22 protein-coding genes are annotated in these 22,410 nt (G+C 46.6%); 6 read left to right on the forward strand and 16 right to left on the reverse strand.

The features are described 5' to 3' along the window. Positions 1-5 precede the first annotated feature (5 nt). The 3 genes from AD710_RS05130 to AD710_RS05140 all read left to right on the forward strand — a co-directional run bounded on the left by AD710_RS05130 (position 6) and on the right by AD710_RS05140 (position 3,574). Entirely contained in the window at positions 6-1,136 is a 1,131-nt protein-coding gene (locus AD710_RS05130; protein WP_049627465.1) for a 2-methylaconitate cis-trans isomerase PrpF family protein, read from the forward strand. 43 nt (positions 1,137-1,179) lie between these two features. Then, positions 1,180-2,556 carry an MFS transporter gene (locus AD710_RS05135; RefSeq protein ID WP_049627466.1) on the forward strand — a complete coding sequence of 459 codons (1,377 nt, stop codon included), beginning with the start codon at positions 1,180-1,182 and terminating at the stop codon, positions 2,554-2,556. A 133-nt stretch (positions 2,557-2,689) separates the two neighbouring features. Continuing rightward, positions 2,690-3,574: a hypothetical protein gene (locus AD710_RS05140; protein ID WP_231595044.1), complete on the forward strand. Its 885-nt coding sequence runs from the start codon at positions 2,690-2,692 to the stop codon at positions 3,572-3,574. Positions 3,575-3,582: 8 nt separating this feature from the next. On the opposite strand, the gene AD710_RS05145 is transcribed toward AD710_RS05140, so the two are convergent. After that, positions 3,583-4,158: a TIGR00730 family Rossman fold protein gene (locus tag AD710_RS05145; protein WP_047477263.1), complete on the reverse strand. Its 576-nt coding sequence runs from the start codon at positions 4,156-4,158 to the stop codon at positions 3,583-3,585. A gap of 115 nt (positions 4,159-4,273) precedes the next feature. Between AD710_RS05145 and AD710_RS05150 the strand changes: the two genes are divergently transcribed. Beyond that, a complete protein-coding gene (locus AD710_RS05150; RefSeq protein ID WP_016937830.1) occupies positions 4,274-4,594 on the forward strand; it encodes a MazG nucleotide pyrophosphohydrolase domain-containing protein in 321 nt (106 codons plus the stop codon). A gap of 44 nt (positions 4,595-4,638) precedes the next feature. Here AD710_RS05150 and AD710_RS05155 read toward each other — a convergent pair whose 3' ends face one another. Together AD710_RS05155 and AD710_RS05160 are read right to left on the reverse strand one after the other, a co-directional pair. After that, positions 4,639-6,228: a SulP family inorganic anion transporter gene (locus AD710_RS05155; RefSeq protein ID WP_049627467.1), complete on the reverse strand. Its 1,590-nt coding sequence runs from the start codon at positions 6,226-6,228 to the stop codon at positions 4,639-4,641. A gap of 2 nt (positions 6,229-6,230) precedes the next feature. Next, a complete protein-coding gene (locus AD710_RS05160) occupies positions 6,231-6,821 on the reverse strand; it encodes a beta-class carbonic anhydrase (protein ID WP_095241440.1) in 591 nt (196 codons plus the stop codon). Positions 6,822-7,185: 364 nt separating this feature from the next. Here AD710_RS05160 and AD710_RS05165 point away from each other — a divergent pair, with 364 nt between their 5' ends. After that, positions 7,186-8,178, forward strand: coding sequence for a 2-hydroxyacid dehydrogenase (locus AD710_RS05165; RefSeq protein ID WP_156187155.1), 993 nt, complete (start codon positions 7,186-7,188; stop codon positions 8,176-8,178). Between the two features lie 130 nt (positions 8,179-8,308). Next, a complete protein-coding gene (locus tag AD710_RS05170; RefSeq protein WP_016937826.1) occupies positions 8,309-8,773 on the forward strand; it encodes a ribonuclease in 465 nt (154 codons plus the stop codon). 62 nt (positions 8,774-8,835) lie between these two features. Here the strand turns inward: AD710_RS05170 and AD710_RS05175 are convergent, their stop codons facing one another. The 13 genes from AD710_RS05175 to AD710_RS05235 all read right to left on the reverse strand — a co-directional run bounded on the left by AD710_RS05175 (position 8,836) and on the right by AD710_RS05235 (position 22,247). Beyond that, complete coding sequence (locus AD710_RS05175) at positions 8,836-9,582, reverse strand: arylamine N-acetyltransferase family protein (protein ID WP_016937825.1); 747 nt, start codon at positions 9,580-9,582, stop codon at positions 8,836-8,838. A 24-nt stretch (positions 9,583-9,606) separates the two neighbouring features. After that, the gene (locus tag AD710_RS05180) at positions 9,607-9,864 is read right to left on the reverse strand and encodes an HPr family phosphocarrier protein (protein WP_012118534.1); all 258 of its coding nucleotides are present in this window, start codon (positions 9,862-9,864) and stop codon (positions 9,607-9,609) included. 23 nt (positions 9,865-9,887) lie between these two features. Continuing rightward, positions 9,888-10,838 carry a DNA-binding protein WhiA gene (gene whiA, locus AD710_RS05185; protein ID WP_007407421.1) on the reverse strand — a complete coding sequence of 317 codons (951 nt, stop codon included), beginning with the start codon at positions 10,836-10,838 and terminating at the stop codon, positions 9,888-9,890. A 26-nt stretch (positions 10,839-10,864) separates the two neighbouring features. Then, a complete protein-coding gene (locus tag AD710_RS05190; RefSeq protein ID WP_013353725.1) occupies positions 10,865-11,818 on the reverse strand; it encodes a gluconeogenesis factor YvcK family protein in 954 nt (317 codons plus the stop codon). Next, positions 11,815-12,702, reverse strand: a complete 888-nt coding sequence (rapZ, locus tag AD710_RS05195) for an RNase adapter RapZ (RefSeq protein ID WP_013353726.1) — start codon at positions 12,700-12,702, stop codon at positions 11,815-11,817. The genes AD710_RS05190 and rapZ overlap by 4 nt, the downstream gene beginning before the upstream one ends. 25 nt (positions 12,703-12,727) lie before the next feature. Further along, complete coding sequence (locus AD710_RS05200) at positions 12,728-13,195, reverse strand: 8-oxo-dGTP diphosphatase (RefSeq protein WP_013353727.1); 468 nt, start codon at positions 13,193-13,195, stop codon at positions 12,728-12,730. A 274-nt stretch (positions 13,196-13,469) separates the two neighbouring features. Next, positions 13,470-14,420, reverse strand: coding sequence for a thioredoxin-disulfide reductase (gene trxB / locus AD710_RS05205; protein WP_029575303.1), 951 nt, complete (start codon positions 14,418-14,420; stop codon positions 13,470-13,472). A 206-nt stretch (positions 14,421-14,626) separates the two neighbouring features. Continuing rightward, positions 14,627-16,033 (reverse strand): peptidoglycan DL-endopeptidase CwlO, encoded by a 1,407-nt coding sequence (locus AD710_RS05210; protein WP_049627469.1) that lies wholly within the window; start codon positions 16,031-16,033, stop codon positions 14,627-14,629. A gap of 397 nt (positions 16,034-16,430) precedes the next feature. Then, complete coding sequence (locus AD710_RS05215) at positions 16,431-17,885, reverse strand: tetratricopeptide repeat protein (protein ID WP_049627470.1); 1,455 nt, start codon at positions 17,883-17,885, stop codon at positions 16,431-16,433. A gap of 92 nt (positions 17,886-17,977) precedes the next feature. Further along, positions 17,978-19,063 carry a sensor histidine kinase gene (locus tag AD710_RS05220; protein WP_049627471.1) on the reverse strand — a complete coding sequence of 362 codons (1,086 nt, stop codon included), beginning with the start codon at positions 19,061-19,063 and terminating at the stop codon, positions 17,978-17,980. Then, on the reverse strand, positions 19,060-19,737 hold the full coding sequence (locus AD710_RS05225) for a response regulator transcription factor (RefSeq protein ID WP_049627472.1): 678 nt from the start codon (positions 19,735-19,737) through the stop codon (positions 19,060-19,062). The genes AD710_RS05220 and AD710_RS05225 overlap by 4 nt, the downstream gene beginning before the upstream one ends. Positions 19,738-19,774: 37 nt before the next feature. Further along, the gene (locus AD710_RS05230) at positions 19,775-20,389 is read right to left on the reverse strand and encodes a hypothetical protein (RefSeq protein ID WP_049627473.1); all 615 of its coding nucleotides are present in this window, start codon (positions 20,387-20,389) and stop codon (positions 19,775-19,777) included. A gap of 88 nt (positions 20,390-20,477) precedes the next feature. Continuing rightward, the gene (locus AD710_RS05235) at positions 20,478-22,247 is read right to left on the reverse strand and encodes an ABC transporter ATP-binding protein (RefSeq protein ID WP_016937819.1); all 1,770 of its coding nucleotides are present in this window, start codon (positions 22,245-22,247) and stop codon (positions 20,478-20,480) included. Positions 22,248-22,410 lie beyond the last annotated feature (163 nt).

A 22,410-nucleotide genomic window follows, 5' to 3' on the forward strand; every position in this document is an offset into this window, starting at 1 on the left:
ACAGCATGGAAAAAGTTCCTGTAACCGTCATGAGAGGCGGCACCAGCAAAGGCGTTTTTATTCTTCAAAAAGACATGCCAGACGATACAAACCTATGGAGCGATTTTCTTTTAGACATTATGGGGAGCCCTGACGAGAGACAAATTGACGGCCTCGGCGGCGGCCATTCTCTCACAAGCAAGGCAGCAATAATTAAGAAATCCGCCAGAAAGGACGCAGATGTTGAGTATACATTTGCGCAGGTCAGTCTGACTGACAAATTTACCGACTTCAAAGGCAATTGCGGAAATATCTCTTCTGCCGTAGGCCCTTATGCTATTGAGAAAGGGCTCGTTCAGGCTGAAGAGCCGGTGACAACAGTCAGAATTTTAAACACAAACACTCAAAAAGTGATCGCAGCAGAAGTTGAAGTCAAAAACGGAACATTTCATTATCAGGGAGACTGCTCGATTCCGGGGGTTCCAGGTACAGCTTCTCCTATTTATCTTTCATTTCACCAGGCTGAAGGGGCGGTGACCGGAAAACTGTTTCCGACCGGTCAGCCTATTGATGTTCTCGATACACCGTATGGGAATATCTCCGTATCGATTATTGATTACGCCAATCCGCTTGTCTTTGTAAAAGCAGAGGACGCTGGGCTTACCGGCATAGAGCTTCCGGACGAATATACTCCGGATATATTGGAAAAGCTCGAAATAATCCGATCAATTGCAGCCGAGAAATGCAGATTCGCTCCGAGACATGAGGCTTCGGCAAAATCACCGGCCGTACCAAAACTGACTTTAATCTCATCCCCAGCGGATTATATTGATACAAAAGGGATAAAGAGACACGCTCATGAGATGGACCTTGTCATTCGTATGATGTCCATGCAAAAACCGCATCAAGCTTTAGCCATTACAGGGGCGGTATGCACGACCGCCGGCATGTTATTGGAGGATACGATATTATCTGAATTTTCATTCTCCGGAAAAACGATCCGATTAGGGCATCCAAGCGGCATTTTAAAAACCGAAGCAGAAGCTGATCCGGACGGAACAACGATTAAAGTAGTACGCACAGCAAGAAAAATCTCTGAAGGCTATGTGTTTACTAAACAAAGTTACAACATGAATACGCTGAATCACATTGGTTAATACAAGCCCCCAGACAAGTCAAAGATAAACGGAGGAATACGAGATGATCAATGTAAACGCGTCTAATCGACTGAACAGACTGCCTTTTTCAAGGGCTCATCAAGCGGTGCTCGTTATCCTTTCATTCGCTTACTTTTTTGATTTTATTGATTTAAATACGTTTTCATATGCGGCGCCTTCACTTTTAAAGGAATGGAACATATCCACTCATACCATCGCTTTTATTACGTCTGTCTCCTATTTCGGAATGTTTATCGGCGCCTCTGCCGGAGGATGGTTTTCAGACCGTTTCGGAAGGAAAAAAGGTTTAATTCTGGTTGTCACCTTTTTCTCTTCCTTCTCCCTCCTCTCTTCTCTGGCTTGGAACCCAGAAATACTCGGTGTTTTTAGATTTCTTACGAGTTTAGGTATCGGCGCCACAACGATTGTGGCAAGTACGTATATCAGCGAATTTTTCCCATCCGCAACTAAGGGAAAATACCAGGCAATCTGTATTACGATAGGCATATGCGGAATTCCTGCAGCCGGCTGGGTGGCTAAATTGGTCGTGCCGTCCGCCTCTTACGGCTGGCGGTTTATCTTTCTATTCGGCGCGGTCGGTATTTTTTTTCCGCTGATCGCCAGAAAACTGGAAGAATCACCGAAATGGCTGGATACGAAAGGAAAAAGCGAACAGGCACACCGCATTCTGCTTGAGCTTGAAGCAAAAATAGAAAAAGAAAAGGGTGAACTGCCTGAACCGGCTCCGGCTCTAAAAAGCAGAAAAACCGCTGTAAAATCCGTTCCGTATCGGACGTTATTTCAAAAGCCTTTAGCAGGAAGAACTTTTGTTTTAATGACGATGTGGGCAGCTTCCACGATTGCCATTCAAGGCTTTGGCACGTGGGTTCCCACCCTTTTGGTGAAAGAAGGCGTATCAATGGATGAGTCTATCGTATACGTCACTCTGGGAACGATCGGTGCCCCGCTTGGCGCTCTCATTGCGTCGCAAATCTCTGACCGTGTAGATCGAAAGTGGGCCATTTCTGTTTTATCGTTCATTATTATGGCGCTTGGATTCATTTACGGCATCAATCCTTTGCCGATGGTCATTGTCATATGCGGATTTCTCATGCATATGTTTGAGCGTACGTTCAGTTCAATCGCATATGCTTATACGCCGGAATTATATCCGGTTGAAGCCAGGGCGTCTGGAAATGGCCTCACTTACGGCGTGGGACGTCTTGCGAATGTAGCCGGTCCCTTTGTCGTCAGTTTCCTGTATTCAGGCTACGGATTTTTAAGTGTCTTCTTGTTCTTTACAGGCTGCTGGCTCCTTTGTGCACTGACAGTCGGTATTTTTGGAATCGGGTCAAAAAAACAAAAGATGCAGCAGGATGATTTCATATCGGAAGACACATTCGCGCAGCAAAAGTTGTAAACGCATACACCTCAAAACGCAAAACATCCATCTCCTCAGAGGAAATGGATGTTCTTCTTTCAATCCCAACCGCAGTCTCTTTCTCATCTTATTCTCATACACATGTCTTATCCTTAAGAAAGGCGTGATACGCATGAGATGGAGAAAACGGTTTTTCCCCGGGAAGAAAAGGTATTTTATGGGCGGAGAACTTTCCGATCAGAATGGTTTAGATGCAACCGCCGAAACATCTTCCTACAGAGCAGTTGATGCCGAAACATATTTCAGACCCTCTTGTCTGCCTGTCCTGAACACAGCAATTGAAAGTTCCTTTTTTAATCCTTATATTGACAGGCCTTGGAAAAGCATTCATCTGCCCCAATCCCTCACATTGGCTCCGGAAAAAACGGTCTTGCATTATTTTAGTGTTTTACGTGAAGCCGAAAATCTTACGGACGAAAAAGCCGGGGGGTGCGGTACAGTCGGCCAGGCCCGCATTCCTTTTCCGCTTGCCTATGCCTTTTTCTCTCCGGCCTGCCGTAAGAAACATTCCTACAAAGCTTTTCTTGCCTCATTTGAAGGTATTGGCCAGACCCACCTGATCAAATTGAATCAGCTTGAAGGCTTGCGCTATTTCGTTGAGATCGAAACCATTCAAGGTTCAAATCAAAACGCCACATTTTTCGCTTATTATCACGGTATTGTCCAGTTGGAAAAACACAATGGCCGGTTTCTGATCGGCCAAATAATTTGGTATGGTGAAGATTTTTTGTGTGCCGCTTACCATTTATGGCAGCACAATGCAGAAACCAGCCTTGATATCAAATTTGGCAGCTGGTGCAAGCTTATTAAAAAAAGGTGGCCCGTCCGGCAGAATGGTTATGTCAAAACAATTGATTTTGACGGGACAGACGGCGGTTATTACCGTTTTGTCTATTTTCAGCTCACGAATGGTACAGACGTGTTAGCCAAACAGCTGAGAAAAAACAGCTCCGGGCAATGGGAGCTGATTCATCTTGATGCTGACGGCTGCTTATAGGATCTTCCTTACAATTCCCGCCATTTCTTATCTAAAATCGGGTATGTATACCGATTCATCTGCTCAATCAGCTCATCCGGCCGGGAGGAACTGTGGATCAGCTTTAAATGAGACTCATTCGAAAATCCTTCCTGGATGCTGTACTTGACCATCTTCATCATCGGCTCAAAATACCCGTTCACATTGTAAAGTCCGATTGGTTTTTGATGAATGCCGATTTGTGCCCAGCACAGCACTTCAAATAACTCTTCATATGTTCCAAAGCCCCCGGGCATGGCAATGTACCCGTCGGCAAGTTCACTCATTTTCGCTTTCCGTTCATGCATGCCGCTGACTTCAATCAGCTCCGTCAGATTTTGGTGAACAATCTCTCCGCTGAACAATCCGCTCGGCATGACGCCGACAGCTTTTCCGCCGCCTGCCATTAACGCGTCGGCAACGGTTCCCATCAGACCGACCCGTGAACCGCCGTAAACAAGGGCGATTCCCTGCTCCGCCATATATTCACCGAGTTCGGCCGCTTTGCGTTTGTATTCTTCATTTACCCCCGGATTTGATCCTGCAAATACACAAATCGTTTTCATTTTTTCATCTCCGCATCTATATATGTACATCAATAAATCAAAATACACTATATATTGTCCCATCTCTATATGATAATATCAATAAGAATCATACAGGACATAAGGAGTGTTTCACATGCAGATCGCTGAAACAGAACAATGGCTGAAAGACTTTTACGAAAAAAGAGGATGGACGGCGTACGGACCATTTATCAGAATCGGCTTTTTAATGGAAGAAGCGGGTGAGCTCGCCCGGGCGGTAAGAGCATATGAAATCGGCAGGGACCGGCCGGATGAAAAGGACGCGACCCAGTCAGAACGCAGGCAGGAGCTGATGGAAGAAATGGGTGACGTCCTCGGAAACCTCGCCATCCTCGCCGATAAGTACGGAATCACCTTAGAAGATGCGATGAGAGCCCATCAGGAAAAACTGATTAAACGTTTTGAAACCGAATAAAAACACGGCCTGTCCGCTTTTTCATGGACAGGCCGCACCTGAATTTATCCCGTTATCTCGTCCTGATGCTCAAAGAAGTGCTGTTTTCCGATTTTATGAAACAGCCCCGTCTTTCGGATCAGCTCCCTCGGCTGAGACTGCAATCCGACGATCATCAATCTGCCGTTATGGCGTTTGATCCGGTTCATGACATTCCCCAGAACCGCTTCTGCGGAAGTATCCATGTAATGCACATTATTCATCAGCAGGATAAGCGTTTTCGGCTTTTCCTGAAGCCTCTCCAGCAATGATGATTCCAATGAATCAATCGAACCGAAAAACAGCGGCCCTTCAATGGAATATGTGCTGACGGACGAATCGTTTTTAACCGATTTGACGGCGGCATGAGGTGTTTTGACGCTTGTCGATTCGCTCATTTTTCTGATAAAGAAAACAAAAGCGAGCACGAGACCGGCAGACACGCCGATGATTAAATCAAACAGAACCGTCAGTAAAAAGGTTGCCGCCAGTACGAATGAATCAGTGTTTTTCAGCCGCATCATATTGGCGACTTCCCTCCGTTCACTCATGTTCCAAGCCACAACCATCAATACCGGCGCCATGCTTGCCAGCGGTACGTGAACGGCAAGCGGGGCGAAGACGAGCAGGACGAGGAGGACGGTGACTCCGTGGACAACACCGGAAATCGGAGAAACTGCGCCGTTTTTAATATTTGTTGCGGTCCGCGCAATCGCTCCCGTTGCCGGTATGCCGCCGAAAAGCGGCGCGGCCATATTGGCGATGCCCTGCCCGACAAGCTCCCTATTGCTGTCATGCCGTGATCCCTTCATATTATCCGCCACCATTGCCGATAATATGGATTCAAGCCCGCCGAGAAGCGCAATGATCAGAGCCGACGGAAACATCATTATCATGTTATCAATTGAGAAATCCGGTAGCTGAAAAGCCGGTAGCTGCCGCGGAATCTCTCCGTAAGCAGAACCGATTGTCGCCATCTTGTCAGGGAAAAACACGACCGCCGCGGCTGTAGATACAAGCAGCGCCACAAGCGCACCCGGAATCTTCGGCATCAGCCTGGCTGATAACAGCAAAATGGCCAAAGCAATTCCCGCGATCAAAATGCTGTACAAATTAAAGGTTCCGATCTTTTTGCCGATCTCCGCAATGTTAAGGATAAAGCTTTCATGCTTTTGAATATCGCGCAGACCGAGAAAATGGGCGATCTGCTCTGAGAAAATCAGCACCGCGATTCCGGCCGTAAATCCGACGATCACCGGCTTCGGCACGAATTTCATAATCTTCCCGAGCTTAAATACGCCGAACAGGACGAGCATCACGCCTGCCATGAAACCGGCGACAAGTAAATTCTCAAAACCATACTGCATCACAATGGCAAATAAAATGGGAACAAACGCCCCCGTAGGCCCTCCGATCTGATATTTAGAGCCGCCTAACAGCGAAATCAGAATTCCGGCCACAATAACGGTATAAAGCCCGTATTCCGGACCGACCCCGGAGGCGATGGCAAAGGCCATGCCCAAAGGAATTGCTACAATTCCGACGACAATTCCTGCGACCAAGTCTTTCTGAAATTTCTGCAAATTGTATCCATGATATCTGCCGGAAAATTGCATGGTCAGCTGCATCCCCCTTTGACTGTTTCATAACCGTCAACCACAACATCCAGCGTCCCCGTCCCCGGATCAATCACCAGCCCGTGCACCGGCACCTCTTCAGGCAGGAGCGGATGGTGCCTGACCATATTCACGCTGTGAGCCACGCTTTCTTCGACGCTGTGAAAACCGGACAGCCATGTCTCCAAATCGACTCCCGCATGCTGCAAAAGGCTGAGACATTTCTCCTCCACGCCGCGCTCTTTTGCTTTATTTAATATGGAAGCCGCATTCAATCCCGACATCCCGCACTCGCGGTGACCTACGATGCAGACTTCCTCAGCCTGCAGTTCATAAACGGCAACCAAAATACTCCGCATGACACTTCCAAATGGGTGAGAAACAATGGCTCCCGCGTTTTTTATGATTTTGGCATCGCCGTTTCTGAGTCCCATCGCCTGCGGCAGAAGCTCCGTCAGCCTTGTATCCATACAGGATACGATGACAAGCTTTTTTTTCGGGAATTTTGTCGTTTGGTAAGGTTCATATTTCCTTTCTTGGACAAACTGCTGGTTGTGCTCCAAAATGCTTGATAAAGAAACCATTTTTCTAATCATCTCCCATCCGATTGTATTGCAAGCCTTCTTACCCAGCTTACAGTAAGGAATTATAGCACAGAAAAAGGCTTCAAAAGCGCTTTCAAAAAAAGACACGATAATTTAACTGTAAATTCAGATTATATTCATTTATATCTTTCAAAAATAATAAAATTTATCTTTATACAAACCTATAAAGCTTTTGAAAACAGCGGTCCCGCGCTTTTGCCTTTAGAAATATAGGCGGATTCTGTTATGGATTGGAGAAATCACACATGTATATCTCTTCTTCTTTTCATTTTGGGTTCAAAAGAACCAGAAATTCACCGAATGCGTTTGAATATTTCTCACCTTCCCGCTTCTCTTATATAATAAAATAGAGATGAAAGACAAAGGAGGAGAAGCCCCGTTGAAACCATATGTATTCATCGCAAAACCGATACCGCCGGAAGTCGAACAAATGATAGGCGAGCATTGCCGCTATGACATCTGGAAAGAAGATACCATTTCAAAAGAAGAATTGTACGAGAAAATGAAGGATGCTGAAGGGCTGCTGACATCCGGAACGGCGATTGACAGTGATTTGCTGGATCACGCGCCGAAACTGAAAGTCGTCAGCAACAATTCAGTCGGCTACGATAATTTTAATATAGAAGAAATGAAAAGACGCGGGGTCGTCGGCACACATACGCCGTACACCTTGGATGACACGGTCGCTGATCTGGCTTTTTCATTAATCCTGTCTTCCGCCAGACGGGTTGCCGAATTGGATCGATTCGTCCGGGCCGGCAAATGGGGAACTGTTGAGGAAGAATCCCTTTTCGGTATGGATGTCCACCATCAGACATTAGGCATTATCGGCATGGGCAGAATCGGTGAACAAGCAGCCAAACGGGCAAAATTCGGCTTCGATATGGACGTGTTATACTATAACCGCAATAGAAAACCGGATGCTGAGAAAGAGCTCGGCGTTACATATGCCAACTTAGATACACTGCTGAAAACGTCAGACTTTGTGCTTTTAATTACACCGCTTACTGACGAAACGTATCATATGATAGGAGAACGGGAATTTAAAATGATGAAAGATACGGCATTTTTCGTCAATATTTCCCGGGGAAAGACGGTTGATGAAAAAGCGCTCATCCGCGCATTGCAGGAGGGCTGGATAAAAGGCGCCGGTTTAGATGTATTTGAAAAAGAGCCGATCGGTGAAGACAATCCGCTCCTCCAGCTGGAAAACGTCACATTGCTTCCGCATATCGGTTCAGCAACGGCTAAAATCCGTTTGAATATGTTCAAGCAAGCCGCCCAAAACATGATTGACGCCGTATACGGAAAAACACCGAAAAACCTCACGAAAGAATTTCAATGAGAGGAAAAATCCCGGTTGGTTCAGCCGGGGTTTATTTTTCGCTGGATCAAAAGTACTATTTTTAAATTCTATCTATTCCTTTCTTTCGATGCTGATACAATAAAAAGGAATCAGCTTCACATGATGAAAAATGGGAGGTATTGCTTTGAAAAAACGTTTATCATGGATTTCCGTATGTTTACTGGTGCTTTTCTCGGCGGCGGGGATACTGTTTTCAACGAATGCCAAGACGGAAACACCGTCTCACAAGGCACACACAGAAGCACAGGTTATCAACACATTTGACGGGGTTGCGGATTATCTTCTGACATATCACAAACTTCCTGATAATTACATTACAAAATCAGAGGCACAGGCCCTCGGCTGGGTAGCATCAAAAGGGAACCTTGCAGACGTCGCTCCGGGAAAAAGCATCGGCGGAGACATCTTCTCAAACAGGGAAGGCAAACTCCCGGCCAAAAGCGGGCGGACGTGGCGTGAAGCGGATATTAACTATACATCAGGCTTCAGAAATTCAGACCGGATTCTTTACTCAAGCGACTGGCTGATTTATAAGACAACAGATCATTATAAAACCTTTACGAAAATCAGATAAACCGAAACAAAAAACGGCTTCCCTGCGGGAGGCCGTTTTTTTCTGCTGGAAATCTGCAGGCTTTACATAAAATGAGTATTAAATTTTTCTTCAAACTCTGATCGGTCTATTCTGCTGTTTTCCGCTGTGCCATCGTGTTTTTTTATTGTTATATTGCGTTCAGACAGAACCATGTGCCCTTCCGGTGTCCGCTTAGAAGCAAGCAGGCGTTTGTTGAAAGGAGAGCGTTCATGTTCAAAGATTGTTTGTTTCATAGACTTGAGGTCCTTTTCATCGATTTCTTCAAGCGAAAATGCGTAACCTGTCTGCCAGCCGTCCCCTTTGTTCATTTCAAGCACGTATGTCCCGAATTCCGTCTCTTCTATCCTCACACGGAACGCGCCGGCCGCTGATACCATCTCGTCTCCCAACATCGGCACAGGCTGCATGGCGAGATTGAGGCCGAAGCCTGCATCAGCGATGTACTCACTCCCCCCGGCGGAAAGAAGTACGGCCGCATGTGTGCCGGGCAGCGCCCAGCCGTTTTTCCAGACCGTTCCGCGGATCAATTTGACATCAAATCCGGCATCTTTCAGTATGAAATAAAGCAGTCCGTTTAAGTCATAACAAAGGCCGCCATGAGGTTCCTTCACCATGTGCCGCCACAGTCCTTCTTTCGTGACGTCATATTCTTTTTTGGACAAAACCGCGCGATTTTCAAACGGAAACCGATACGCGAGCGCCTTTAAAAACTCCGGCAGGTTGCTGAAATCGAGGGAATCCTTTTCCCAGCCTATCGTTTGATAACAATCTTTCAGAAACTCATTCATCGTTCCGTCCCCCTTACAAAGTGTTTACACTTCTTCCTGCACATAAGCGGACAGCTTTTCCAGCGCTTCCTTTTCATCGTCGCCTTCAGCGATCAGAGTGACTTCCGTCCCCGTGCTGACCGCCAGACTCATTAATCCCATAATGCTTTTGGCATTCACTTTCTTGCCGTTTTTCTCAAGAAACACATCTGATGCAAAACGATTTGCCTCCTGTACAAACAATGCAGCGGGACGCGCCTGCAATCCCGTCTTTAAACGCACTTCCACTTTCTCCTGAACCATAAGATCTCCCCTTTTCTGTACGGTTATTTCAAAGTGATGCTTTGTCCTGTACGCAGCTGTTCTGCAATTTCATCGAGCTTTCTCAGCCTGTGATTGATGCCGGATTTGCTGATTTTCCCGCTTGCAACCATTTCCCCAAGTTCTTTCAGCGTGACTTCCTGATAATCAATCCGCAGCTGCGCAATTTCGCGAAGCTTTTCCGGCAGCGCTTCAAGACCGATCCGTTCATCAATGTATTTAATATTTTCCACCTGTCTGAGCGAAGCCCCGATGGTTTTGTTTAAGTTTGCTGTTTCACAATTGACGAGGCGGTTCACCGAATTTCTCATATCTCTGACAATCCGCACATCTTCAAAGCGCAGCAGTGAATTGTGGGCGCCGATGACATTCAGAAATTCAGTGATTTTTTCCGCCTCTTTTAAGTACGTAATATAGCCTTTTTTCCGTTCAAGCGTTTTGCTGTTCAGGTGGAATTCATTCAGCAGCGCGCATAATGAATCGTTATGTTCCTTATAAAGCGAGAAGATTTCCAAGTGGTATGACGATGTTTCAGGATTATTCACGGATCCCCCCGCCAAAAACGCCCCTCTCATATAAGAACGTTTGCAGCAGCGTTTCGCCACCAGTTCCTCAGAAATATTCCGCTCGAATACAAAGTTCTCCCCGAGGATTTTCAATTCCTCCAAAATCAGCTTTGCATTTTCAGAAAAGCGTACAATATAAACATTGTTTTTTTTCAGCCGCATTTTTTTTCTGACTAACAGTTCGACCGATACATCATATTGTTTCTTCAGCAATGTATAAATGCGGCGCGCAATCGCCGCATTTTCGGTTTGAACGTCAAGCACGAGATGGCGGTTTGAAAATGACAATGAACCGTTCATCCGAATCAGCGCGGACAGCTCCGCCTTGGCGCAGCAGTCCTTCACTTCCAGATTCGTCAGTTCTTTTTTGGTTTCCGATGCAAATGACATATTAGCCACCTCATTTCAAAAGACCTCTAGTCCCTTAATAAATCGACGAGAAGAGAAGCCACTTTATGTGTATCGTGACGGATTACGCCATTTTTATACGTGATAATCTGGTCTCTGATCACTTCAAGCCCCATGGCTTTCAGCTTTTCAACGTTAAATTCAACGGGCCGGGCCAGCTCTTTCGCATATTTGCTTTTGATTTCGTCAGGGATATCTTCATTATTGATTAAAATCGTATCGATAAACGGCTGCTCCATATGATCGTTCAGCGCCTTAACATGGTCGGCCGCGCTGTATTGAAGCGTTTCGCCGGGCTGCGTCATGACATTGCAGATATATACTTTTTTGGCCGCAGCCTTGACGACTTCCTCTCCGATTTTCGGCACGAGCAGGTTCGGGAGAATGCTTGTATACAGGCTTCCCGGGCCGATAATGATTAAGTCGGCCTGGCGGATCACGTCAATCGTCTCCGGCAGTGGATCAATTTTTTCAGGCGTAAGAAACACCCGTTTAATGCGCTGGCCGTAAGAAGGAATGGTCGATTCTCCGGAGACGACCTGCCCGTCCTCCATTTCGGCATGAAGAACGACGCTGGTGTTGGCAGCCGGCAATACTCTGCCGCGGACATTCAGCACTTTGCTCATTTCGGTGACAGCGTGAAAGAAATCACCGGTTATATTCGTCATCGCTGCCAAAATCAAATTGCCGAGCGAATGTCCGGTTAAGTCGCTTCCTTTGTTGAAACGGTGCTGAAACAGGTTTTCAACGAGCGGCTCAACATCTGACAAAGCAGCCAGTACGTTACGGATGTCACCCGGCGGCGGAATTTGAAGTTCATCCCGCAGACGGCCTGAACTTCCGCCGTCATCAGCAACGGTCACAATCGCTGTAATATCAACGGGCTTATGCTTTAATCCGCGGAGCAGCACGGACAAACCCGTTCCGCCTCCGAAGATTGCGATTTTCGGCTTCTTATTCATTTCCGGCTTCTCTTTTCAATGTCCCGGTGAGTAACATGAGTATAGAAATCCTTTTTAAAGTAATCAGCCAGATACTCAGCAAGTGTAACGGAGCGGTGCTGGCCGCCCGTACAGCCGATCGCGATGACAAGCTGGCTTTTTCCTTCCCGCTTATAAGACGGAAGCATAAAGCCGAGCAGATCAACAAGCTTTTCGATAAACTTTTGTGTTTCGTTCCACTTCATCACATAAGATGAGACTTCCTCATCTTTCCCCGTAAGCGGCCTCATGCTTTCAATGTAGAATGGATTCGGCAGAAACCTTACATCAAACACGAGATCGGCATCTATCGGAAGGCCGTATTTGAAACCGAATGACATCACGTTCACTGTAAAGGTTTCACCTTGGTTCGTGGCGAAATGCGCCACGATTTTTTCACGCAGATCACGCGGTTTCATATCCGACGTGTCATAGATCAGCTGAGAGCGCCCTTTCAATTCTTCAAGCAGCTGGCGCTCCAGTGCGATTCCTTCGAGAGGAAGCCCGGTAGCGGCCAGCGGATGAGAACGTCTCGTTTCTTTGTATCTCGTCACAAGGATGGAATCCTTCGCATCTAAAAAGAGAATGCGCGGTGTAATCCACGGATTTTCCGCCATTTCATCCAGCGCCTCAATCAGCCTGTCAAAAAATTCACGTCCCCGCAGATCCATGACAAGCGCGACCTTGCTCATTTTTGAACTTGATTCTTTCATCAGTTCCAAAAATTTCGGCAGCAAGGAAGGCGGCAGATTGTCGACGCAAAAATAGCCGAGATCCTCAAAGCTTTGAATGGCGACGGTTTTCCCCGCTCCAGACATTCCCGTTATGATGACGAGCTGAATATCATGATTTTCATTCACACTCATCTTTCTCCCCCCTGAGGTCTTTCTTTTATTTGATAAGCTGCGGATCTAAACGATAGCTGAGCAGCTCGAAGTCCGGCGTATACGTAAAGGTGCCGTGCAAAAGCCCTTGGCCCTTGATCATAAAATCAAGGATATGTCCGTCTCCGGGTGCCATCGGAAGGCTGTGGATATCTTTCACGTCATGCCACTTCAGAATGCCTTCCTCTGATTCAGCGACATTCCGCCCCGTGTAGGAATCGGCGACAAAAGTAAACATCATCCACTCTGACACGATTTGTTCCTGTTCCTTAATAATAAAGGTAAACACGCCTTTTAACTGCGGATTTAATATATAAATTCCCGTCTCTTCTCTGTACTCTCTGATGACGGAATCTCTGACTGATTCACCGCTCTCCATCTTCCCGCCGGGCGCGACCCACCAGCCCCGTCTCGGCTTTTGGAGAAGGAGAACCTGATCATCTGTCTGCAGCACACAATTTGTCACTCTTTGCACAAGTACGTCACCTAACCTTCTCAACAAATCATCGTCTCTTCATTATACCGTTTCGGCATGTCTCTCACAATGCAGAGACACCGACATCCTTTTCTTTTATTTGACAGAAAACAAAAATTTACAAAAAAAGGGCACGGATACTGGAATCCGTGCCAAGGTGTATTCATATAAAAAGGGGGTCAATTACTACATTCATCTTAAAACATCAGTATTTCACCCGTGTTACAGCGGAATTAAAAGCCAGTAACGATTCAAAAACTGAACATTACAGCGATTATTTAACGGTTTTGAGCGTCTCCTGAAGCTCTTCCACATAATGCTGAACGCTTTGGGCCGCAATACTTCCGTCACCTGTCGCCGTAACGATCTGGCGGAGTGATTTTTCACGGATGTCTCCCGCAGCGAAAATGCCGGGAACTTTCGTTTCCATTTGATCATTTGTTTCAATGTAGCCTTCTTCATTTGTGATGCCCAAGTTTTCGAACGGTTTAGAAAGCGGAAGCATGCCGATATAAATAAAGACGCCGTCAGCTTTGAATTCTTCCTCTTCTCCCGTCACAGTATCCACAAGTGTCAGTCTGCCGACTTTTCCGTTTTCTTCATGGATTTCTTTTACGGTTTTATTCCATTCGAAATCAATTTTGTCATTGTCAAAGGCACGCGCCTGAAGAATGCTTTGCGCACGCAATTTATCACGTCTGTGAACGATGGTGACTTTTGAAGCGAAGCGTGTCAGATAGACGCCTTCTTCCACAGCCGAGTCTCCGCCGCCGACTACGACAAGCTCTTTATTTTTAAAGAATGCGCCGTCACATACCGCACAGTACGATACGCCGCGGCCGCCAAGTTCTTTTTCCCCGGGAACGCCGATCTTTTTGTATTCCGCTCCGGCAGAAATGACGATGGCGCGCGCTTTATATTCTTTTGAACCGGCTTTGACCGTTTTATATTCTTTGCCGTCGACGATTTCTTTAATATCGCCGTACGCATATTCCGCACCGAATTTTTTCGCATGTTCAAACATTTTATTAGAAAGTTCAGGGCCGAGAATGCTTTCAAAACCCGGATAGTTTTCAACATCCTCTGTGTTGGCCATCTGGCCGCCCGGAATTCCTCTTTCGATCATTAATGTGGATAAGTTCGCTCGTGATGTGTAAACGGCAGCGGTCATCCCCGCCGGACCCGCGCCGATAATGATCACATCATAAATTTTTTCTTCTGACACCATGATTCACTCCTTTTCGAAATGGGGCGCACCCTATATGGATAAGAATCCCCATCAATCGTATTCCTTACCCATATCCTATAAAATCTGAGGGCGATTCGCTATTTTTTTGCTCATTTTTCTGAGAAAATGTGATTAGGCATCTCCTGAGCGGGTATACAAATAAAGAAAGAGCCTTCCGGGATGGAAGGCCCTTGTCTTATTCATTATTGCACGACACGTCTTACATTGCCGTTGAATACTTTTTTCCAGTAAGGGTTGCTCATAGAATCGATGGATACACCATGAGATGTATTATCGTTCAGGAATGTCCCGTTACCTAAGTAGATGCCGACGTGGCCGTTTGTTTTATACGTATCGAAGAATACTAAGTCTCCGCGTTTCATGTCAGACGCGCTGACTGCTTTACCTCTTCCGATTAGCGTATCTGTGCTTGTGCCGCTTACAGGTCCGAGGTTAACGCCTGCGTTAGCATAAGCCCAGCGTACAAATGATGAGCAGTCAAAGATACGGTTGTTAATATCAGATTGTGTGCGTCCGCCGCCGAATTTGTACGGAGATTGACCCACAAGGCTTGATCCTACGCTGATCGCGCCTTCAATACCGCCTGAATTTGAGATAACAGATCCGCCGTCAGAATCATCTGAACCGCCGCTGTTATGAGATGAGCCGCCTGAAGTGCCCGATTTGCTTGAGCTGTCAGATGAATCAGATGATGTTGAAACAGCCGCTTTTTTCACAGTTTTAACCGCTGCCGGCTGGCTGTCATCTGTTTGGTTTTGGTCTTCAGAGGCTTTTTGCGCTTCTTCCTGCTTTTTGATCAGGGCAGCCGCTGCAGCCTGCTCAGCTTTAATGCGCTTCTGTTCTTTTTCAGTGTCAGCTTTTGCGTTTGCAAGCTGTGACGCTTCTTTTTTCAGATCAGAGATAGCGGCAGCCGCTTTTTTCTGACCGTTTTTCGCTTCGTCGAAAAGCTTGTCTTTCTGATCAAGCTGTTTGTTCAGGTCTTTTTGCATAGACTCTAGCTTCGCAAGGTCGTCCTGGACTTTTTTCAGCTTCACGTTAAGCTCAGCTTCCGCATCTTCGAGTTTCGCTTTATCCTGCTCCTGCTGTTTGATCAGATCTTTATCCGCATCAACGATAGAAGATACCGCAGTCGCACGTGAAATGAAGTCCCCGAAGCTTGTCGCCCCTAAAAGAACATCTATGTATCCTTGAGAACCGCCGTTTTCCTGTAAAGAACGAACGCGTTTTTTCAGGATTTCATTGCGTTTTTCAATACGCGCTTCTGTTTCTTTGATTTCTTTTTTCAAATCAGCGATGCGCTTTTTCGTTTTTTCGTTTTCAGCTTTTTTATCTTCAATTTTATTACTTGTATCCAACGCTTTTGCGTTAATGTCTTTCAGTTCTTTTTCAATCTTAGCCTGCTTGTCCTGAAGTTTAGACAATTCCTTTTCTTTTGCATCAAGGCTTGAAGCCACCTCAGATTGCTTGCTTTCGATTTTTGCTTTTTTGCTGTCTAATGTTTCCGCCGATGCAGTTTTTGTAAATGGGATCAAAAAACTGCTTGTCCCGATGACGGAAGCCAAACCAAGTGTTAATAAACTCTTTTTCACTTTTTCTTTCCTCCCTTTTACTTTAAACCTGTTCTCATTTGGAATTCTATTATGAACATCAAAGTTACGCTTCCTCACATACCCGTGAGGCTGATGATTTTTATGTATGAATCTTTTAATCTTTTAAATTGGTATAGATTATACAGCACATGTAAAATAAACTAATCTCTTATGTACGAGAATCATTATACCATCATGTTTCGACAATTTTTATTACAGTTATATTTCAATGTGATTGCAAATCTCATATTTTGCAAAATAAACGGTGCTGGCGGCCTGATTTCGGTTCAAAAAGCAAAAAAAAGACGTATAAAAATCTCTTTTTCCGGCAGTAAAGTTCTGTTTTGCCCCTTTCTGATAAAAAAAGAACCGACTCTTTATATAGAAAGAATCGGTTTTATTCTAATATATCATCTATTTGTCTGATGTATTTTGACAGTGTTGCCGGAGATACACCGTAAACGGCGGCCGTATCTTTTTTTGTCGTTTTTTCGCCGTTCGCTTCTTTCCATACGTATGCGATGGCTGCGGACCATGCCCGCTCATTCTGTACGGCAGCGGCGGCGCGGATGTGCTGAATGACGTGAAAAACCCAGCAGCTCATGACGTCAGTCTTTAAACTGCCGGCATCCGCTTTCTCCAGCAGCTTGACCGTCCGATACGTAAACAAAGCATCATGAGAAACGCCTGAAGCGCCTTCTTCACCGGAAAGCAGCAGTCTGACGAAGTCTTGTTCAAACGGTGAAGCAGCGCGTTTTGCCGTCAGAACTTTTTCAAGCTGGTTTCGCTCTCCTTCAGCGCTGCTGATATAATAGGCGGCGAGCCGCTGTTCAAGTGCAGCAGGCAGAGGTTCCTGCCGTTCTGCCCAAGGCGCGGACCGGTCTGATTCGGGAAATTCGGTTTCGGCCTTTCTCCAAATGGTTTCGGCAAATTCTGTGCGGCCTGTCCCGTAGGCTGAGGCGGCCAGCCAGTAATAAAACGTGTCGTCGCCTTCAAACCCGCTTTTGTAGAGAGACCGGAGCCATTTATAGCCGAGATCATGTCTGCCGACAAGCGCCAGCGTCGCCCCCAGCTTGTAGCGCTGTTCGAATAAAATCGGATACACATTGGAGAGCCTTTCGCTCAATTCCCCGACTTTTTCATCTTCTCTCTCGTAATAGCAGAATACCAGGTAGTTGCACAAGGCATGGAGATTGCCTTCATTTTTCTCAAGCACTTCGAATACCGTCTGTTTCGCTTTTGTGACATTGCCTGAGTAAAAGTAAGCGAGCGCAAGGTTGTTGTACGCGGACCAAAGCTCGGGATAATCGGCTGTAATCTCTTCAAGCATGACAACCGCTTCATGAAGCTGGCCGCTCTCAAGAAGCGTTTTTGCCCGGTCCTGCCTGATCAGCAATTCATCCTGGTCATAGAGCGATTCGTTTTCACCCGCTTCACCGAAATCCAAAAGCTCCATCAGATTTTCTATCTCTTCGCTGAATTCTCCGTCCGGTTCGGCATCTGAATAAGCCGCGGCTTCTTTGTATGCTTCCTGAAAGAGCCCCAAATGCGCGAAATTGTTCGCTTTAAAGTAATGACACTCGGGCATTTCTTCTTTCAGGTTCACCATAATAAAGTCGAACAGCTCATTTGACTGCTGGTAGTGGCCCATTTCAGAATAAATGACGGCCAGCCGGGACAGCATTTCGGAATCATTCGGCTCGAGGTGAACGGCCCTCTGAATCAGTTTGCTGGCCCGTTTTAAATTCCGCTCTTTATATGCTTTTAAGCCTTTATGAAAAAAATATTGTCCATCCTGAAGCAGCTGGACAATTTGTGCGTGCTTTTTATGTTCAGAAGTGTGTTTTCCCACAAATATCCTCCGTTTTATACGTATTACCGTCAGTAGTATACCATAAAACGGTTTCGCCTCAATAGTTCAAAAGACAGAATCAGCTTCGTTTTTTACTGGCTGGTTCGACCAGATTTTAGCTGTTTTTTTTCATGCGGATCGGCAGGAAGGGTGACGCGGAAAAGGGTTCCTTCGCCCCGCTTGCTTTCTACCTCTATCGAACCCCCGTGCAGCTCGGCGATTTTTTTGGCGATGGACAGGCCGAGGCCGCTGCCCCCTGCGTTTCTCGCCTTGTCCGCTTTATAAAACCGTTCAAATACGCGCTCCGCCTGCTCAGGCTCCATTCCGATTCCGTTGTCGGCGATTTCGACAGCCGCCGCCTCCGGCAAATCAACAATTTTAACGGATATACGGCCTCCCTCACCGGTAAACTTCACGGCATTGTGAATCAGATTCATCCATACTTGGCTGAGCAGCGCCTCATCTCCGTACACATGCGATTCCTGTAAATCGATGAGAAATTCAATCTGTTTGGCGGACCACTCAGGCTCACAGGTCAATATGGTGCGCCGCAGCTGTTTGTCAATGCGAAACGGTTTTTTTTGAATCGGTTCGGTTTGGCGTTCGAGTGCAGTGAGCTTCAGCAGATTTTCACTGATTTTGGATAAGCGTTCTGTTTCTGTCTCGATGATGTGCAAGTAGCGCCCCCGCTCCTCATATGATAAATCCGGTTTTTTCAGGAGGTGCGCGTACCCCTTTAATGAAGTAAGCGGGGTTTGGATTTCATGGGAAACATTCGAAATAAATTCTTGTTTCAGTTTTTCCATTTCGCTCAGTTCCGCGGCAAGTGTCGACAGTTCATCAGCCAATTTCGTCACGGGGTGGTCCCGTTCAATCTTCTCCATTTTCCTGGAGGCGGCCGCGGTGAAGTTGCCGCTCGACATTTGCTTGATCGTGGCGGTCAGCGAATCCCAGATCGCATGATGTCTTTCACGTGCTGACTTTGAAAAAATAAACATCGTGACAAACAGCAGGCCGAAAACAAGCCAAAGCGTGAGAATCTGCTGGACGTAGGGCACAAGCAAAATCGGCCATATGAGACCGAATCCCTGAACGATCAGGTGGGCCGCGAGCCATAAGAATGCGGTGACGGTGAGAAGGATAATAATTTTTCCAGCCGTTCTGAAGATCCGTTTCATCCTGTCACCACAAACCGATAGCCGAGCCCCCGCACCGTATGAATGGCAAAAGGATAGTCTTTTTCCGGAAACCGTTCTCTCAGCCTTTTAATATGCACGTCAACCGTCCGCTCATCACCTTCATAATCAAAGCCCCAAATATCTTCTATTAAATGTTCTCTAGAAAACGTCTTATTCGGGTAACTGGCAAGCTTGAATAATAGCTCAAATTCACGCCGGGGCAGCGTCATTCCCGCCCCGCCGCCGCGCGTTACGGTGCGGGATTGCTTATCTAATGTGACCGTTCCGACGGTCAGCAGTTTTTCAGCGGTGATCCGGTACCGTTTCAGCAATGCTTTGACCCTCGCTTCAAGCTCAAGCGGCTCAAACGGTTTGACGAGATAATCGTCCGCTCCGGAAGTAAAACCTTGCACTTTGTCCAATGTTTCGCCTTTTGCCGTCAGCATCAAAATCGGAATGTCCGTAAAGCTGCGGACGGCTTCACTGACTTCAAACCCGTCCATTTTCGGCATCATCACATCCAGTATGACAAGATCAACAGATGTTGATTCTATCAGCCGCACCGCCGCTTCCCCGTCTTCAGCTTCTGCGACGTCAAAGCCGCTCTGCTCCATCATAAGGCGGACAAGCTCACGGATATGGCGGTCATCATCCGCAACCAATATGACAGCCATAAAAATCCCTCCTTCTGATTTTTTCACTCATCATCTTTTAATGAATCGACATGATTTTTATAAGCCGTCTGATGTTCTCATTGTCTCCTGTATCAACATACACTTTTTTTGTATGGCGGATCATCTCCTCCGTCACTTCTTTCATTACGCCTTCATCAGTATCTATAGGAGACTCCCAGCGCAAAGGAACATTGTATACCTGAATGGTGCCGTCGCTGTTGCTGCTGTAAGTGACCGACCCATCGACTAAACGGGAACCGGCTAACTGAGTAACATCTTCCGGATAGCGGGCGCTCGTACGATCGTCAGGATTGACGAGTGCTCCGGCCGGAATGCGGCGAACGTTCAATTCATCTATCTGCTGATTTTCCCCAAGCTGCAGCCAGACGCGGGCATATTCAATTTGCAGAGGAGAATAATCTGCCGCGATGCTGTCTGGTTCGCTTTTGTCCGCAGAGATGTGATGTGAATCTTTGTTTACAGCTTCGTTTTTTTCTGCCGGTGATGCTGTTTCAGTCTTGTTTATGCTGCTCCCCCCGGCCGGACTTGAAGAATGGGCCGGCTCTTCGTCGTTACCGCCCGTACACCCGGCAGTCATAATTACGAGCAGCACGGCAGCGTGACAATAAAAAATCGTTGTGCGTTTTTTCATAATTTAACCCCCGCTTCCAATGAATAGGACTCCGGCTGCAAAATAAAAAGCAGCTTTTTCAGCTGCTTTCTATTCCTAAAGTCTTGCTTTACACAGCTTTGTTTTCTAAATCGGCATTCAGCTTCAGCTGCTGTTCCGCAAAATCGCGGTACAGCGCATGGGATGCCATTAATTCATGGTGTGTGCCCCGTCCGGTGATTTCCCCCTGTTCAACAAAGAGAAGCTGATCTGCATCCACAACCGTGGATAAACGGTGGGCAATCACAATGGTGGTGCGCCCTTCCATTAAGACTTCGAGCGCCTGCTGCACCCATTTTTCAGATTGGCTGTCCAGACTGGATGTCGCTTCATCAAGCATCAGAATACTCGGATTGCGGAGAAGTGCTCTGGCAATGGCAATGCGCTGGCGCTGTCCGCCTGAAAGCATAATCCCCCGTTCACCGACCTCGGTTTCAAATTTCTTCGGTAAGTCTTCAATAAATTGCAGGGCGTAGGCCATGTCAGCCGCTTGTCTCAGTTCCTCATCAGTCACCTCGCGTTTTAATCCGTAGCAGATATTATCGCGGATGGTTCCTGACATTAACGGGCTTTCTTGCGACACGTAGCCGATATGCTCCCTCCATGATTCAAGAGAATACGCATCAATCGGTTCGTTTCCGAGCAGGATGCTTCCGGCCGTCGGATTGTAGAATCGTTCAAGCAGCTTAAATAACGTTGTTTTCCCGCCGCCGCTCGGTCCGACAATCGCGGTGACTTTGCCGGCATCAATCGTTGCCGTAATGTCTTTTAAGATGGTTTGATCTTTTTTGTAGCCGAATGAGACTTGTTCAAGCTTAATCGGCTGATCTGCATTTTCAATGATTTTTCCGGTTTGGATATCTTCTTCTTTTTCTGCAAGAATGTGAATCATCCGTTCCGTTGCGCCGACCGATTTTTGAAGCTGTGTAAAAAATGAAGTGATCTGGCCCATCGGCATAATGATCTGAAACAAATACAGAATAAAGGCAACGAGCGCGCCGGCTGTCAGTTCACCGGATGACACCTGCATTCCGCCGTACCCGATGACAGCGACCAGCGCCGCCATTAATACAAGTGTAATGAGCGGGCCTACGAGCGACTGCACCTTCGCTTCACGCAGCCCGAGTTTAAAGAGCGCCATGATGCCGGCTTTTCCGCGGCCATATTCCGCTTCTTCAGCGTTTGAGGCTTTCACAAGTCTGATTTCCGGAAGGATGTGGTTTAATAATCCGGTGAATCTCGCCGTCTCATCCTGTGTTTCCCGAGAAATTTTAAACATTTTCCGGCCGATCGGCACTAAAATCACCGCAGCCAGCGGCACGACGATCAGCACGAGCAATGTGAGCTTCCAGTTCATGAAAAATAAGATCGTCAGTGATCCGATAACGGAAATGATTCCGGTAATAAATCCGCTGATATTGTTGGTGATCAGCTCTTTTACCACCATTGTGTCATTGGTGACACGGCTGATCGTTTCTCCCGTGGCGTTTTTGTCAAAATAAGAGACAGGCAGTTTAATTAACTTCTGCCACAACAAATCACGCAGTCCCGAGATGATTTTCTGGCCGCTGTAGTTTAGGGCGTAGGTGGCGTAGGCGCTTAATGCAGCCTGTACGATAAACACGGCTGCGATGATTCCGATCTGCACGCCTGACAGCGACGACATGGAAAAGCCGTCAACGAGCTGCTTTGTCAACAGCGGAATCAGCAGGCTGACGAGCGTTGTCACAATACTGAGAGACAGCGCGAAGGCCAGCATTCCGTAGGATGGTTTTGTTTTTTTGACTAATGAAAAGAATGAGCTGAATTTCCCTTTAGGTTTTGGTTGTTTATTCGGCATATGTTTTCCTCCTATATCACTGTTTATACTATAACGGATGTGCATGAACGGAATATGAACAAAACGTACATTTTTGATAAAAACCAAAATAAACTCTATTAGTCAATATTATCAAATTCATCTGCCTCCGGTTGCAGAAATAAGGAATATTTTATTGAATGTT

This window comes from Bacillus sp. JFL15 (assembly GCF_001184225.1).
In the GTDB taxonomy this organism is placed as follows: domain Bacteria; phylum Bacillota; class Bacilli; order Bacillales; family Bacillaceae; genus Bacillus; species Bacillus siamensis.

Coding starts and splice junctions, on each gene's coding strand:
- AD710_RS05130 (WP_049627465.1), top strand. CDS start 6: ATGGAAAAAGTTCCTGTAACCGTCATGAGAGGCGGCACCAGCAAAGGC.
- AD710_RS05135 (WP_049627466.1), top strand. CDS start 1,180: ATGATCAATGTAAACGCGTCTAATCGACTGAACAGACTGCCTTTTTCA.
- AD710_RS05140 (WP_231595044.1), top strand. CDS start 2,690: ATGAGATGGAGAAAACGGTTTTTCCCCGGGAAGAAAAGGTATTTTATG.
- AD710_RS05145 (WP_047477263.1), bottom strand. CDS start 4,158: ATGAAAACGATTTGTGTATTTGCAGGATCAAATCCGGGGGTAAATGAA.
- AD710_RS05150 (WP_016937830.1), top strand. CDS start 4,274: ATGCAGATCGCTGAAACAGAACAATGGCTGAAAGACTTTTACGAAAAA.
- AD710_RS05155 (WP_049627467.1), bottom strand. CDS start 6,228: ATGCAATTTTCCGGCAGATATCATGGATACAATTTGCAGAAATTTCAG.
- AD710_RS05165 (WP_156187155.1), top strand. CDS start 7,186: ATGAAAGACAAAGGAGGAGAAGCCCCGTTGAAACCATATGTATTCATC.
- AD710_RS05170 (WP_016937826.1), top strand. CDS start 8,309: ATGGGAGGTATTGCTTTGAAAAAACGTTTATCATGGATTTCCGTATGT.
- AD710_RS05175 (WP_016937825.1), bottom strand. CDS start 9,582: ATGAATGAGTTTCTGAAAGATTGTTATCAAACGATAGGCTGGGAAAAG.
- AD710_RS05180 (WP_012118534.1), bottom strand. CDS start 9,864: ATGGTTCAGGAGAAAGTGGAAGTGCGTTTAAAGACGGGATTGCAGGCG.
- whiA (WP_007407421.1), bottom strand. CDS start 10,838: ATGTCATTTGCATCGGAAACCAAAAAAGAACTGACGAATCTGGAAGTG.
- AD710_RS05190 (WP_013353725.1), bottom strand. CDS start 11,818: ATGAATAAGAAGCCGAAAATCGCAATCTTCGGAGGCGGAACGGGTTTG.
- rapZ (WP_013353726.1), bottom strand. CDS start 12,702: ATGAGTGTGAATGAAAATCATGATATTCAGCTCGTCATCATAACGGGA.
- AD710_RS05220 (WP_049627471.1), bottom strand. CDS start 19,063: ATGAAACGGATCTTCAGAACGGCTGGAAAAATTATTATCCTTCTCACC.
- AD710_RS05225 (WP_049627472.1), bottom strand. CDS start 19,737: ATGGCTGTCATATTGGTTGCGGATGATGACCGCCATATCCGTGAGCTT.
- AD710_RS05230 (WP_049627473.1), bottom strand. CDS start 20,389: ATGAAAAAACGCACAACGATTTTTTATTGTCACGCTGCCGTGCTGCTC.
- AD710_RS05235 (WP_016937819.1), bottom strand. CDS start 22,247: ATGCCGAATAAACAACCAAAACCTAAAGGGAAATTCAGCTCATTCTTT.